Below are 14,599 nucleotides of genomic sequence, written 5' to 3'. Positions count from 1 at the left end.
AAATACCCTAATTTTTTACTAAAACTAGGAGATTTAATCATGCTGAATGAAATTAAGGGAGCAGGACTTGCTACAGGATTGGGTGCAGGAGGAGCTTTAGGTGGACAAATTACTATTGCCACCATAACTACTACCACTGCAGCCCCAGGGATTGCTGGCTTTTTAGGGTTTACAACCACTGCAACTACAGTAGTTGCTCTACCTGTCGCTGGTATTGCAGCGGTGGCAGGAGTTGCTGTATACGCAGGGTATAAAGCTTACAAATATTGCCAAGAAAATAACTAATTGTGATTGACCAAACCTAATTTATTAATGGAGAAATAAGCAATGGCCTCTACTGTTAAGCAAAAATACTCGGACACAGGATTTTGGCAAAAAATCAAGAACTTTTCTCTGAAAGCGGGACGAGAAGTTACCGAAAAAGCTCTTTGGCTTTACTATGCTGCGCAAGAGAAAGATACTCCGTTATGGGCAAAAACAGCTATTTTTAGTGCCCTAGCTTATTTTATTTGCCCTATTGACTCTGTTCCTGATGTTATCCCAGTCGCTGGGTACACTGATGATCTAGGCGTAATAGCTGCAGCAATTGGAATGGTCTCTATGTACGTTACAGATTCCGTCAAAGCAAAAGCAAGACAAAGCGTTAAAAATATATTTGGTTAGATATATTTTATGCAAAATCAACTAGTCTTACCGCAACAAAATTACTATCCTACACTAACGAATAATCCCATGGAAAACTTCGATTTAAATTCAGTCGTCACAGAGGCAATTAAGGAAGCTTTAAAAGAGAGAGGTCATGTCAATATTTTGATTGCAGGAAGAACTGGTGTAGGCAAAAGTACTTTAATTAATTCTGTTTTTCAAGGAAATTTTGCAACAACTGGCCAAGGTCGTCCTGTCACTCAACATACAAGAGAAATAAAGAAAGAAGGCGTTCCCCTTTCTATCTTTGATACTCGTGGTTTGGAAATGGCAGATTTTTCAGAAACTCTCGAAGAACTCCGCCAGTTCGTCATCAACAAAAGTAATAGCTCAGATTCCAAAGAGCACATTCATGTTGCCTGGATTTGCATTGCGGAAGACCTGCGTCGTGTTGAACCAGCAGAGGAAGAGTTAGTTAAACTATTTAGCAGTTATATGTCAGTTATTGTGGTTATAACTAAGGCAAGGCAAGATAAAGTTCATGATTCCGATGGACAGGTAAAATCATTTCACCAAATAGTTCAATCACAGTTACCATTAGCAAAAAATGTTATCCGTGTTAGGGCCATCCAAGAAGAACTAGATGAAGGTCATATTTTACCTCCGATAGGATTACATGATTTAGTAAAGTTAACAATGGAAGTAGTGCCTGAGGGAACTCAGAGGGCATTTGTTGCCGCTCAGAAAGTGGATCTAGAACTTAAAAGAAGGAAATCCAGGAAAATAGTATTAGCAGCGGCGGCGGCGGCAGGATCTGTAGGAGTTTCGCCAATTCCATTTTCAGATGCAGTAGCGATTGTTCCGATTCAAGTTGGAATGCTTGCTGTTATTTCAGCTACCTTTGGACTCACCCTAGATCAAAGCTTTTTAGTGACTATTGTAGGGGCATTTGCGGCCGGAGTCGGCGGAACATTTGTGGGTCGAGCTATTGTTTCAAATATTTTAAAGATGATACCTGGGGTTGGCTCTATTGCCGGAGGAGCTATTTCCGCTACTACTGCGGCAACGATAACTACTACATTGGGAGAAATTTATATCAATGTATTATATTCCCTCTTCGCCAACAACAATGGAGAACCTCCATCTCAAGAGGAAATAAGTGTTGCTATTAAAAAACAGTTGGCACTACCTTAGAATTGATGATACTTCAATGTTCACAATGGATATTAAGTAAGTAACCTTCACCGTTTTTGGTTTCTAATAACTGTTTTGGATCATCTGGTTCACACTCAAATTTTTGTTGGTCTTCAAATACTTGTCGAATTTTTTGCATAATTGGGTGAATGCGCTCAGGCGTAATACCAAAACTATTTTCTCCCCAAATTGCTTCAATCAAATCTTGATAAGTACACACCACTGGTCTGCCACAGTTATTTATGTTGCGTAGGGCCATACATGCTAGAGCTTTTGTCGGTTGAGGGGCAAGCGCAACCTTTATTCTTTTTCCTTTTTTAATATGAAAAAGTGATTGCTGACTAAGACTAAATACCCAAGGATAAGAAGGAGGTAAAAATATTTTTTTGTTAACTGTCGTATCTGGATCGCAAAATATTAATTCCCAATCTTCAATAATAATATGATCTCCATCAGTAACTAGACATTTTCTATCTTTTAACTCATCAATTTTTATTTGTGCAGAAGACCTGACAAGGATAGTTCCATTACGACTGTGATCAATCACAAACCAACCATCTATTTCCCTTGTGAGAGTCAGGTGTTTACGTGAAATGACTTTCTCTTTATTTAACAATATAATACGATTACGTTCTACCCTCACTAAATCAGTTGAATTCTTTGCAGTATAGTCATCACTTTGCCGCCCCACGAAATATTCATATTTGGACTCATAAGGCTTTATTTCAATAACTTTACAAAAATATTCACCTCTTTTAATTTGTAAAGTTGGATAATAACTAGTCATTGATTTTACTCCATAAAAAAATATGAAAATTTTCAAATTGATTTAATTTCAATTTTTTGTTTGATGTAATTGCTGGCATGAACTGCAATAGCGTAATGAGGGTTACAGCTAATTGAATGCTCATAGGCATCTAGAGCTTCCTGGTACTGATCTAGACAAGAATAGGCCTCTCCCTTAATGTACCAAGCTTCATAATGATCCGGTTTCAATTCCAAAATAATTTTACAAAGAGCAATAATCCCTCGATAATCGTCATGTTCCCTTAAAACTTCAATTTCCTCCAGTCGTTCATTTAAGAAATGAGCAATCTCCTCCTCCGTATTATCTGAACTTCTAACAATAGTGAAATAAGAAAATAACTTTTTAGCATTCCAGCGTTTATAGCGTTCCTTGGCCAAACAACTGGAAATTATTTTGTTATAAAGGGGATTAATTTCGTCTGTGAATACCGGTAACTCGTGACGAATTTTCCAGGACAGCTCCATTATATTTGTGTGGGGAAAAGGATGCTCCCCCGTTATTAACAGAGTTATTAAAATCCCCAAAGACCAAATATCCCAATGGGGAGAAATTAAGCCCTCTACCGCTTCTGGAGGCATATATCGGTAAGAAATGCTGAGGTTATTGGCGTTAGTATTAGTGCTGGTGGCTTCTTCCAAGATGCGAGAAATACCAAAATCTGCCACCTTCCATTGCCCATTCACCCATAGCAAGTTATCTGGCTTAATATCCCTGTGGACAATGCCCTCGCCGTGGAGAAAACAAAGGGCCTCTAACACCGACTCAATCACCTGGTCTCGCTCTGGTCTGGGTAGCAATTCCCCTTCTGATAACTGCTCCAATCGGTTTTGGAGAGAATAATCTGCCAACTCCATCACCAACGCCAAAAAGGAATGTCCTTCCACATCGGTTATAAAGGATTCATAAAAATTGATTAGCCTGTCGTGCTTGAGCGTAGTTGCCAACTCCAGTTCTTGGGTTTGTTCTTTTTCCCTTTTGCTATCCCAGATCATTAATTTCACCGCAACCTTGGCGATCGCCCCATCGTGGCCGACTGTTTTTGACAGAAACACTGCGCCGAACCCACCAATCCCAAGCAAGGTTTCAAGTAAGTACTTGTCCTTCAAATGGGTTCCCTCTAAGCTTTTCCAGGACTGTAAAAACATAAACTCTATAATCAAGTTGGGATCTTGGTAAAACAATGATAGTTCCACCAACTCAGGAAAACTGTAAAGATTAATAAAGTTGTTTAGTATTGAAATTTTATTTTGAGTTTGGACCTGTCTGTCGTCATTGACTGTGGCGATCGCCTTTTTTGGCTGTAGTCTGATGGCTGGTCATTGTTGGGAGCGATTTCATAACGGCAAAGTCATAATTTGATTGAGCCATTCTTCCGCCGTTGACACTTCCCAAATCATGATGATTCCATTAATTGCTTCACGAACCGGCAGATGCTGGGCAATAACAATTACGCCATAACTATTCCGAGAAACGATAAACTCACCAAACTCCTTTGGCATCGTTTTGCGGTCGTGGGTAACTAAAATCCTTTTATCTTGGGCCGCAATGGTTAACACACTTTGATCTTGGACACCCTCAAGACCAACTTCATTCGCCGACTGAAAATCCAGATTTGGGCATCTACGGATTACACCAGTCACAATCGCCTGTTTGAGATCAGCGTCAGCCTGAAACCGAACCCTTGTCATGACGGTTGTGATAATTGAGCTTGGGCTGCCATTAGTGTTTGATGCAACTGAGGACTTCTTTGCTGACAATTTTTCTGTAGCTGTCTAAACTCAGTTTCTCCATTTCGTAAATATGTATTTATAAGTTCACGATTGGCAAGATAAAACGTTATCGCACCATAAACTTGCTCAAGGGAAAGGAGAGGAAAGTTTTGGGCAATGACTTCCGGCGTTTCCCCCTCAAGAAAGGAATACACTACTGAGTCTAGTGAAACACGACTTCCTTTAATCCAGTATTCTTCTTCCCGCTGTTCAATGTACTGTTTTGTAGGGATAGATGCTAAAGTCAAGGGACAGAACCTCGAAAAAACGCTGGTTTCATTTTAGGGGAATTTCACAAGTATCGCCGACGTAAACCTAAGCCTTAAACGACGGTGCGCCATCAGACCTCAGCTCTTGACATTAGCATTGAAGTGACCCTTAAATAAGTTTTTGTGTACGAATATTTGTTGTGATGATCGCCTTTTTTTGTTATAGCCTAAGCAAAATTACGACGTGGGAAGTTATGAAAGAAGACCTATTACCCTTTCTTGCAGGCGTTGGCCTATTGGTGCTTTACCTAGTTTGGTCCGCCAAAACCGAAATGGGTACCCGTTGGCCCTGGCGGAAATGAATTATCAAGATGGGCAAAATTGATTAAGGTAATCAGAAACTAATGCCATGCGATTTGGCTGGGTTTGTATGGTGAAAGCTTCCCGCTCCAAGTCTTGGCGGTGAATATCACCGTATCGCAGCCAAAAAGGTCGGGCATAGACCAATGGTTCCGCCGTTACCCCCAGGGGAGCGAGTTGTCCTTTGCCCTTACATACCTGGGCAGCATGTACCGCTTCATGAACAATCACTGGCACAGCAATGCCCAACTCAAAGGTGAGGGGATGAATCCAGATGGTGCGGCTCTGGGCATTGAGCAATCCATAGGCTCCCCGCTGGGGAGGGGGAGACAACAAAACTTTAAATTGCTTGGCTTCCAATTGTTGCTTCAAACTAGTAAAGTCTGGATCTGTGGAGAACGTTTGGGCCACAACCCTAGCCGGAAGGGAAAACGGCAACCAAAAAGTGACAGCTAAGCCCAACGGCATTAATAATCTCCGCCGAAGCTGCCTAGGGGCAAGGGAAGAAAGAAAAGGTGCTGGGGAAAAATTCATCGGTGGGATTAGCCTTACTGACGGGGGAATGGGGGCATTGAACAAAATCATCTCCGGCTCCCAAGTCCCAAGGATGAAGATGGATGGCCAAAACAACGTCGGGCTAGATACAATAAACGCACACCACCAAGGTGTTGGGCCCTACCCTTCTAACCTAAATGATTAGGTTGTGCTTTGAATAAGCTGGGAGACCGTAACGTTTCCCTACGATGGCTCAAAACATTGATCGATGGAAAAAATTACTGTGTCAAAACGTCATTGGTTGCTTTTATGGGGACTACAATTGGGCTTGGCCGGTGTGGCGGCCCCGGTGTTTTCCCAGGCGATCCTGCCCTACACCCCCAATTTAGACCAACAACAGTTGGAAGATCAGGGCCTTGCGCTTACAGAAGACGTGGTGCAATTGGTGCGCTTTCAGCAGTACGATTTGGCCTTTCCTCGGGCTAAACTGGCAACCCAACTGGCACCGGAGCAGTTTCAGACTTGGTTTATCCTGGGCACCCTTTATCTGCAAAAGGAGGATGTGGCGCCAGGCATTGAGGTGCTGAAAAAAGCGGAAGCCATGGCTCCCCAGGAAGCGGGCATTAAATTCACTTTGGGCAATGCCTATTTTCAACAGGGCCAGTATGACCAAGCGGTGGAAGTGTTGCTGGCAGGTTTGGCCCAGCGCCCTGATACCCCTGCCGCTTTGTTTGATTTGGGCAATGCTTACCTAAAGTTGGTCAAATATCCCGATGCGGTCACCGCCTACCAAAAAGCATTGAAAGCGGAAGAACAGTTCTGGCCGGCCCTAAACAATATTGGTTTGATCGAATATGAACAGGGCAAAATTGACACGGCGCTAAAGCGTTGGCAGGAAGTGGTCAAAATTGACTCGGAGCAAGCGGAACCTCGATTGGCGATCGCCGTTGCTTTGTATAAACAGGGTAAAACCCAGGAAGGTTTGCAAAAAGCCCAGGACGCTCTGAACATAGACAGTCGCTATGGGGAAATTGATTTCCTGATTAAAAATCTCTGGGGAGAGAAGTTAATTGCAGATACGAGGGCTTTATTTGCCACCCCGACCATGGTGGAAGTGCTACGTACCCTGCCGCCCCCCAGTGACGATCTATAAAGGGTCAAATTTTCCTGTTCCCTTTGCCATAATCCCTCCACTTTGCCATGACCCCAGACCAAGTAATTGTTGCCCTAGATGTGCCGGATTTGCCCAAGGCGATCGCCCTGGTGGATCGTTTGCCGGGGGTGGGTTTTTGGAAAGTGGGACTGGAATTGTTTGTGGGGGCGGGGCCGGTCATTTTGGCGGAATTAAAAGGCCGGGGTAAGAGGATTTTTTTAGATCTGAAATTCCACGACATTCCCAACACGGTTTTAGGAGCCTGCCTTTCCGCCAGTCGATACGAAGTAGATCTACTAACTCTCCATGCCACAGCGGGAAGCGAAGCTTTAACCCTAGCCGCCCAAGCCATGGCTCCGTTGCCCCATGCCCCTAAGCTGTTGGCCATTACCCTGCTCACCAGCATTGGCGATCGCCAGCTACGGGAAGAGTTACACCAATCCTTAGCAGTGGAGGATTACGTCAACGCCATGGCCCAGTTGGCCCAAAATACTGGCATTGATGGAGCAGTGTGTTCCCCCCAGGAAGTGGCTAAGCTGAGGCAAACCTGTGGCCCGGACTTTTTGCTGGTTACTCCCGGCGTGCGGCCCCTCTGGTCTGTCCAGGGCGACCAAAAACGGGTCATGACTCCCTCCCAGGCGATCGCCGCTGGGGCAAATTATGTTGTCATTGGCCGACCCATCACCGCTGCCCCCAATCCCGAAGCCGCTTGGGAAAGATTATGCCAAGACCTCGCCCCCTAGCCCTTTTCCGGTTCTCCCCGGTTGCCCAATTTTACCTGCCCGCCATTGGCATTGCTTTGATGTTGTTTGCCAGTCTGGGTTTAAGCTCCGCCCAGGCAAGAAATAGCCGTTCCCCCAACGGAGGCCACTGCCAACAACCTTTAACGGAATTGATGCCCCCTCTACTGGAAGCGTTGCCCAGTTACACCAATCGGGTCATGCAACGGAGCCAAATTGGTGGGGTTCCTTTGAGAACCTACATTTTGATCGCCGGCAATGCGGATTTCGAACCCCTGGCCCTAGCCCAACAACAGTGGCAAACGGCGGTACCGGACACCACTAAGCAGGTCTTTTTCACCACCTTGGAAAGAAGCTACACCGACCAACGGGCGATCGCCAGTCAGAATTTTTACTGGGCATTTTTTGTGCAAACGGAGCAGGGTTGGCAATTGGCGTTACTGTACCAACAATTGGGGGGAAGCTCCACCGATCAGCCCACCTCTCCCCGACGGGATGCCAGCACCGGGGCGATCGCCCAAGGCATTCGTTTATGGCTGAGGGATTGTCAGGCGGGGGTATTTGCCTCTAGTTGACCCGGCTCAAAATCGCGGCAAACCATTGTTGATCATCAGTCCAAACCCGCAGTGGCTCCAAACCGTGGTCAGCCAATTGACGGGGAATAGCGTTGGGATTGTTAGCCTGGAGGGAAAACTTGCGGGATATTTCCGTCAGAATCGTTTCCCCAGCTTGCAGATCCACGGTCAAACCAAGACTTTCCAGCCGTACCGTTTGCTTAGTGCCACTGCGTAAATACATTTCAATTTGGGATTTTTGCTGATTAAATACAGCCCGGTGGGAAAAGTTATCTAATGCAAAGTTACCCTGGAAACGCCAATTTAAATGGCGCAACATATTTAAATTAAATTCCGCCGTTACCCCCTGGGTATCGTTATAGGCGGCTTCCAAAATATCAGCAGGTTTGCATAAATCCACCCCCAACAAAAAGTAATCCCCTGGATCTAAAGCTTGCTCCACTTGCTCAAAGAATGCTTGACAATCTTCAGGGGAAAAATTACCGAGGGAACTGCCTAAAAAGGCCATCAAACGATGGGGATAATTATGGTCGGGCAATGATGCTAAGGCCAACTGATAGGTACTCACTAAACCTTGGACTGTTAAGTGGGGATAGGTGGCTAGAATAGCCTCCGCATTTTCTTTTAAAATCGCTTCACTGATATCAACGGGAATATAACGCAGGGCAATATTTTCCCCTGCAAAAGCATCCAACAAAATCCGCGTTTTAGTCGAACTGCCACTGCCCAATTCAATTAGGTCACAGGGGCCCGTAATTTCCACCAATTCCTTGGCGATCGCCTGGAGAATGCCGGCTTCCGTGCGGGTGGGATAATATTCCGGTAACAGACAAATTTGCTCAAACAGTAGAGAGCCCCGGTCATCGTAAAAATAGTGGGGCGGCAGGGTTTTGGGGGAATGCTGTAAACCTGCTACAACATCCTGGCCATGGTTGATATAACTCTGGGGATGGCTGAGGAGGCGGTTTTCTATCTGCAGGCGGGGGGAATTTTCAACGGGGACCATGGTGGGTGTGAAAGCTAACACATCTTCGCACCATAACCTGAACTGTCCCTCCAGATCGACCCCCTAGCCCCGTTGAAGCTAGACCAATGTCTAGGGTTTGCTCACAATGGGCCCAGAAAAAGTTTGGCTCAATTGCCCGGGAATGGCAACTTTTCCGTCAGGATACACTTCACTTTATCTGATTTGGCTTGATTTGGCGATCGCCCAGCGTCGTATATTGGGCATATATTGAGCCGTTGGGCCTTACCACTGTCAGGATTAGATCGGGCCTCAATCACCTCGTCCCGGACCTCCATGGTTTATGTCAAGCGCATCGAACTATCCCATTTCAAATCCTTTGGGGGAACCACCGCCATTCCTTTTTTGCCGGGGTTTACGGTGGTGTCTGGCCCCAATGGTTCAGGCAAATCTAACATCCTAGATGCATTGCTATTCTGCTTGGGGTTGGCCACCTCCAAGGGTATGCGGGCCGAACGATTGCCGGATTTGGTCAACAACACGTTTAAGGGTAATCGGGGTAGCTCCGAAGCTAGCGTTTCGGTGACGTTTGAATTGAACGATGGCCTAGAACAACTGGAAAAATCAGAACGGACCCCAACGGATGGGGAGAATGGCCAAAACGGTAATAGAGCAAAAATATCGAAGGAATGGACTGTTACCCGTCGCTTGAAGGTGACTAAGGGGGGAAGTTATTCCTCCAATTACTACATCAATGGAGAACAGGCCACCGTGGCGGAACTCCATGAACAGTTGAACGAATTGCGGATTTACCCGGAAGGCTACAACATCGTTTTGCAAGGGGATGTGACCCGCATTATTACGATGAATTCCAAAGAGCGGCGGGAAATCATTGATGAGTTGGCGGGGGTGGCAGAATTTGACCGGAAAATTGTCAAAACCAAGGAAACCCTGGGGGAAGTGCAGGACCGGGAAGAGCGTTGTCAAATCATTGCTACGGAGTTGGAGCGGAGTTTAGAACGCTTGGCGGCCGATCGCCAGAAGGCGGAAAAATATCAGGCTCTGCGGCAACAGGTACAGGAAAAACAAAGCTGGGAAAAGGTCATTCAGTACAAAGCGATAGTCCAACAACGGCAAAAATTGTGCCAACAATTGGAGCAGAATCAACAACAATCCAGTCAAATTGATCAGGCCTTGGGGCAACGCAATCGGGCTATTCAAACTCAACAAATGGAGTTGGAAAAACTCAATGCCCAGGTAAAAGCCCTGGGGGAAGAAGAACAGTTGGCCGTGGCAGCCCAATTAGCCACCCAAAAGGCCCAACGGGAGCAATTGCAGCAACGCTATAACGACGGCGATCGCCAAATTACAGATCATCAACAGCAGGTGGGTAAAATCCAAGGGGAAATTAGCCAGAGTCAACAACAATTTTTGCAAATTCAACAGGAACAATCCTTCCATAACACCCAAACTTTGCCCCAGCTGGAAGCCGCAGTGCAGGGGAGTCAGCAACAACTAGAACAACTCCGTCACCAGTCCCAGGCGATCGCCTCCGCCTCCGAAGCATGGGTGCAGGAACAAACCAAACTCAGTCGCACTGTGAACCAATTGCAGGACGAGCTAACTCCCCAGCGTAGTCAACGGGCCCAGCTAGAAGAACGTCAACAGCAATTGATCCAAAGTCTGGCGGATTTAACCCCCCTGCTGGCAAAAGTTTCTACCGAATTGCAGGAAAAGCAGATTAGCCAAAACCATTTCAGAATGCAGGGGGAAACATTAACAGCCCAAATTCAAACCCTAGCTAGCGATTTGGCCCAATTGGAACAGGAACGGAGTTTATTGCAGGAAACCCAAACCCGTTTGCTCAAGGAACAACAGGAAAAACAACGGCAGTTGGATAAGTTGGAGGCGGCCAGCCAGGCCCAACAGGAAGTGCAGGGGACCTATGCCACCAAAGTAATTTTGCAGTCCGATCTACCCGGGGTTTGTGGTTTAGTGGCCCAATTGGGCCAGGTGGAGCCTCGCTATCAACTGGCGCTGGAAATTGCGGCGGGGGGACGCTTAGGTTTTCTGGTGGTGGAAGATGACGGCGTGGCGGCGGCGGGCATTGAAATTCTCAAGCAGGCCAAAGCGGGGCGGGCCACTTTTTTGCCCCTGAATAAAATTCGTTCTCCCAAAACCCAAAATCCCAACCTCAGTTACGCCAACGGTTACATTGACCTGGCAGTGAATTTGATCGACGGCGATCGCCGTTACGCAGAGATTTTTGCCTTTGTTTTTGGCAATACATTAGTGTTTGATACCCTGGCCAATGCGAGGGCCCATTTGGGCAAACATCGCCTGGTCACCCTGGACGGGGATTTATTGGAAGCCAGCGGGGCCATGAGTGGGGGTAGTCGTAATCAACGCTCAGGGTTACGTTTTGGCACCATGGTTAACGAAGACACCACGGAAGTAAAGCAATTACGCCAACGTCTGCACGACATCCAACAGGTACAAGGCCGTAACGAAGAACTATTGCTAGAAAGAAGTGTCCGCAGTAAACAATTGACCCAACAGTTAATGGAAATGCGGCAACAACAGCGGGAAGTGCAACTCCATGGCGAGCAAACGGAACGGGACATTGTCCGTCTCAGCCAACAACAAACGGAAATTAACCAACAAAAAATTAATCAACAGCAAAAACTCCAAGAGTTAGAAGAAAATTTAGCTCTGTTACAACAATCTTTGCCACCATTGGAGCAACAGCTAACTTTAGCCCAACAACAATTGACTGCGTTGGAAACGTCCCAAACCCATCAGCAGTGGCAAACTATTCAAAGCCAAATTCGTACCGTGGAAGCGGAACATCAAGCTCAGTTACAGGTGTTGCGGCAGGGGGAAGATCACCTCAAAGATTTACATAACAGCAGTCAAAGACTGGAGGAAAAAATTGCCCAAGCCCAGGAAAAAATTGCCCAACATCAAGCCCAGGATCGAACCTTGGCCCAGGAACAGGCCCAGTTGAAAATAGCTTTGGCAGAAATGGATAGTGCCATCCAAACAACGGAAGCACAATTGGCTAAACTGTCGGAAAAACTTGGCACCACCAAGCAAGCCAGGGACCGGCTGGAACAACAACTTACCCAACTCCGCAATCAACAGCAGGAACAACAATGGCAGTGGGAAAAGTTACAAACTAATCAACGGCAATGTCAGGAAAATTTAGGCCAATTGGAACATCAATTGGGACAACTGGAACAGGATTTACCCGATCCTCTGCCGGAAATTCCCCTGCTCCAAGACCGGGACGAAGGAAGTTTGGATTTTGGCAATATTTTGGATGAGTTACAGCGTTCCATCCGCAATGGACAAAAGCGTTTAGAAGCCATGGAACCAGTCAATATGCTGGCTTTGGAAGAGTATCAAAAAACTGAGGCTCGTCTGGGGGAACTATCGGAAAAGTTACAAACCATTGCTGGGGAAAGGACGGAATTATTGCTCAGGGTTGAAAATTTTACTACCCTCCGTCGCCGTTCTTTTCAGGATGCTTTCGACGCAGTTAATAAGAACTTTCAAATCATTTTTGCAGAGCTTTCCGATGGAGACGGTTATTTACAATTGGATGACCCAGAAGACCCCTTTAACGGTGGCTTAAACCTAGTGGCTCATCCCAAAGGTAAACCAGTGCGCCGTCTGAGTTCCATGTCCGGCGGGGAAAAGTCATTAACGGCGCTGAGTTTTATTTTTGCTCTGCAACGCTATCGTCCTTCCCCCTTTTATGGCTTTGATGAGGTGGATATGTTTTTGGATGGGGCCAATGTGGAAAAACTGTCCAAAATGGTGCGGAAACAGGCCCAACAGGCTCAGTTTATTGTGGTTAGCCTCCGTCGTCCCATGATTGAAGCGGCGGAACGTACCATTGGTGTAACCCAGGCCCGGGGAGCCCACACCCAGGTGCTGGGCATTAAGTTGTAATGCAAAATCCCTAGGGCTGGAAAGAAAAATTAGCAAAAATCAATCTGATCGTTAGGCAAAATTGCTTTTGCACCACTATTGCCTCCGGGCCAAACCAAGACCGATAATGCCAGAGCGTTAACCCCCATTTTCCTTGCGATTCGCCATGGTTAGTTTCACCGTTTCTGTGCCTGCCACCACCGCCAACATCGGCCCCGGTTTTGACTGTTTGGGGGCGGCCTTGGGATTGTATAACCATGTGACGGTAACTAGCCCTACGGATCCAACAACGGATTTGTTAATTGAAGCTAGGGGCAGGGATGGGCAAAAAATTAGTGCTGGTAAGGATAATTTGCTCTACCAGGCGATCGCCTACTTCTACCAACAAACGGGTCAGGCCATACCGCCATTAAAGCTGGAGATTGACTTGGAAATTCCTCTGGCCCGGGGTTTGGGGAGTTCCGCAACGGCCATTGTGGGGGGCCTATTGGCCGCCAATCAGGTGGCTGGCAATCCCTGTACTAAAATGGAAATTTTGCAGATGGCGATCGCCATGGAGGGCCATCCAGACAATGTGGCCCCAGCCCTGTTGGGAGGTTGCCAATTGGCGGTTAAAAATGGGCAAGTTTGGGAATTGATTGCCCTAGACTGGCCGAGCAAATTTGTGCCCGTGTTGGCCATTCCCGATTTTGAGCTATCCACCGAAGCGGCCCGGGCGGTTCTGCCCCAGCAGTATGACCGCAGTGCGGCCATTTTCAATGCTTCCCACCTAGCACTGTTGGTGCAAGCCTTTAGTCAAGGTCGGGGAGATTGGTTAGCCCTCGCCCTCCAGGATCAAATCCATCAGCCCTATCGCCAGGGTTTAATTCCTGCCTACGATCAACTACATCAAGCAGCCCTCAACGCCGGTGCCTACAACCTAGTCATTAGCGGTGCGGGGCCTACCCTCCTGGCGATCGCCGACGAAGTCCGGGCCCCCCAAGTGGCCTCCACCCTAGTGGAAACCTGGCATAATGCTGGCATTACAGCGGAAAGCCATTGTTTACCCATCGACATCCAGGGTGCAACAATCACAAAACTGAGAAATAACTAACAACCGCCGACGACCGGGGAGAAATGTTTGTTAAACCAGCATTGTTTAGCCCATTAATAATTATTCTGGGACTGCTTTGGCCGGTAAATACCACGGCGGAACCGGCCGTTCAAATCGAATATAAGTATTACTCCATTTACCCCAAAAATAAATGGGATTTAAATCGCGAATTAGACCAACGTAGCCCGATTATTTTCCAAGGAAAACGTTACCGGGGTTATACCCAATGGCTCGTACGCTGGCAGTATCGATGGTGGTCCACTGCCCAGGATTGCAAAATCACCAATGTCACCACCAACCTAAATGTCACCTACACTTTGCCCCGCATTCCCCCTAACCATCCCGCTGAACCGGAAACCCGGCGGGTTTTTGGGCGTTACCTGGCTGCTCTCTTTAAACATGAAGAAAATCACAAAAATTCTGGTCTTTATGCCGCTAGGGCCATTGAGAAAGCCCTACTAAATTTAGGTTCATTTCCCAACTGTCAAAGTTTACAAACTAGGGCGGAAAGCATCGCCCAACAAATTGTCTACCAGTATCGCCAAAGGGATTTGGACTACGATCGCCAAACCGATCATGGGCGCAAAGAAGGTATTATGATCGAAAATTTTCTGCGTTAACCATCGGAAATATCATTGTATAGTTGATTTAATTGAAA

15 protein-coding genes are annotated in these 14,599 nt (G+C 46.6%); 9 read left to right on the top strand and 6 right to left on the bottom strand.

What is annotated here, in order from left to right:
- Window positions 1–39 precede the first annotated feature (39 nt).
- The 3 genes from D082_RS11005 (at window position 40) to D082_RS10995 (ending at window position 1,839) form a co-directional block, all read left to right on the top strand.
- A complete protein-coding gene (locus D082_RS11005) occupies window positions 40–285 on the top strand; it encodes a hypothetical protein (protein ID WP_051738822.1) in 246 nt (81 codons plus the stop codon).
- A 42-nt stretch (window positions 286–327) separates the two neighbouring features.
- Window positions 328–663 carry a YkvA family protein gene (locus D082_RS11000; protein ID WP_028947630.1) on the top strand — a complete coding sequence of 112 codons (336 nt, stop codon included), beginning with the start codon at window positions 328–330 and terminating at the stop codon, window positions 661–663.
- A 69-nt stretch (window positions 664–732) separates the two neighbouring features.
- The gene (locus tag D082_RS10995; protein WP_028947631.1) at window positions 733–1,839 is read left to right on the top strand and encodes a YcjF family protein; all 1,107 of its coding nucleotides are present in this window, start codon (window positions 733–735) and stop codon (window positions 1,837–1,839) included.
- 13 nt (window positions 1,840–1,852) lie between these two features.
- Here D082_RS10995 and D082_RS10990 read toward each other — a convergent pair whose 3' ends face one another.
- From D082_RS10990 to D082_RS10965, 5 genes are all read right to left on the bottom strand, one after another.
- Window positions 1,853–2,626 (bottom strand): FHA domain-containing protein, encoded by a 774-nt coding sequence (locus tag D082_RS10990; protein ID WP_028947632.1) that lies wholly within the window; start codon window positions 2,624–2,626, stop codon window positions 1,853–1,855.
- A 32-nt stretch (window positions 2,627–2,658) separates the two neighbouring features.
- The gene (locus tag D082_RS18345; protein ID WP_144428740.1) at window positions 2,659–3,792 is read right to left on the bottom strand and encodes a protein kinase; all 1,134 of its coding nucleotides are present in this window, start codon (window positions 3,790–3,792) and stop codon (window positions 2,659–2,661) included.
- 189 nt (window positions 3,793–3,981) lie between these two features.
- A complete protein-coding gene (locus D082_RS10975; protein WP_028947633.1) occupies window positions 3,982–4,335 on the bottom strand; it encodes a DUF5615 family PIN-like protein in 354 nt (117 codons plus the stop codon).
- Window positions 4,332–4,664, bottom strand: a complete 333-nt coding sequence (locus D082_RS10970) for a DUF433 domain-containing protein (protein WP_028947634.1) — start codon at window positions 4,662–4,664, stop codon at window positions 4,332–4,334. Before D082_RS10970 ends, D082_RS10975 begins: the two co-directional genes overlap by 4 nt.
- 327 nt (window positions 4,665–4,991) lie before the next feature.
- A complete protein-coding gene (locus tag D082_RS10965; protein ID WP_238546706.1) occupies window positions 4,992–5,519 on the bottom strand; it encodes a hypothetical protein in 528 nt (175 codons plus the stop codon).
- Window positions 5,520–5,763: 244 nt separating this feature from the next.
- On the opposite strand from D082_RS10965, the gene D082_RS10960 reads away from it, so the two are divergent.
- From D082_RS10960 to D082_RS10950, 3 genes are read left to right on the top strand one after another with little or no spacing between them, the layout of a single operon-like run.
- The gene (locus D082_RS10960; protein ID WP_238546705.1) at window positions 5,764–6,633 is read left to right on the top strand and encodes a lipopolysaccharide assembly protein LapB; all 870 of its coding nucleotides are present in this window, start codon (window positions 5,764–5,766) and stop codon (window positions 6,631–6,633) included.
- 47 nt (window positions 6,634–6,680) lie between these two features.
- Window positions 6,681–7,376 carry an orotidine-5'-phosphate decarboxylase gene (gene pyrF / locus D082_RS10955; protein WP_028947636.1) on the top strand — a complete coding sequence of 232 codons (696 nt, stop codon included), beginning with the start codon at window positions 6,681–6,683 and terminating at the stop codon, window positions 7,374–7,376.
- Window positions 7,355–7,948 carry a hypothetical protein gene (locus D082_RS10950; RefSeq protein ID WP_028947637.1) on the top strand — a complete coding sequence of 198 codons (594 nt, stop codon included), beginning with the start codon at window positions 7,355–7,357 and terminating at the stop codon, window positions 7,946–7,948. Before pyrF ends, D082_RS10950 begins: the two co-directional genes overlap by 22 nt.
- Here the strand turns inward: D082_RS10950 and egtD are convergent.
- Window positions 7,941–8,954 (bottom strand): L-histidine N(alpha)-methyltransferase, encoded by a 1,014-nt coding sequence (gene egtD / locus D082_RS10945; RefSeq protein WP_028947638.1) that lies wholly within the window; start codon window positions 8,952–8,954, stop codon window positions 7,941–7,943. The genes D082_RS10950 and egtD overlap by 8 nt on opposite strands.
- Window positions 8,955–9,248: 294 nt before the next feature.
- On the opposite strand from egtD, the gene smc reads away from it, so the two are divergent.
- From smc to D082_RS10930, 3 genes are all read left to right on the top strand, one after another.
- A complete protein-coding gene (gene smc / locus D082_RS10940) occupies window positions 9,249–12,869 on the top strand; it encodes a chromosome segregation protein SMC (protein ID WP_028947639.1) in 3,621 nt (1,206 codons plus the stop codon).
- Between the two features lie 145 nt (window positions 12,870–13,014).
- On the top strand, window positions 13,015–13,941 hold the full coding sequence (gene thrB, locus D082_RS10935) for a homoserine kinase (RefSeq protein ID WP_028947640.1): 927 nt from the start codon (window positions 13,015–13,017) through the stop codon (window positions 13,939–13,941).
- 23 nt (window positions 13,942–13,964) lie between these two features.
- Window positions 13,965–14,561 (top strand): DUF922 domain-containing Zn-dependent protease, encoded by a 597-nt coding sequence (locus D082_RS10930; RefSeq protein ID WP_028947641.1) that lies wholly within the window; start codon window positions 13,965–13,967, stop codon window positions 14,559–14,561.
- Window positions 14,562–14,599: the final 38 nt, after the last annotated feature.

It is taken from the genome of Synechocystis sp. PCC 6714, assembly GCF_000478825.2.
Classification (GTDB): Bacteria; Cyanobacteriota; Cyanobacteriia; order Cyanobacteriales; family Microcystaceae; genus Synechocystis.
The sequence above is the reverse complement of the archived record's forward strand: the minus strand, read 5'-3'. Positions and strand labels throughout refer to the sequence as shown.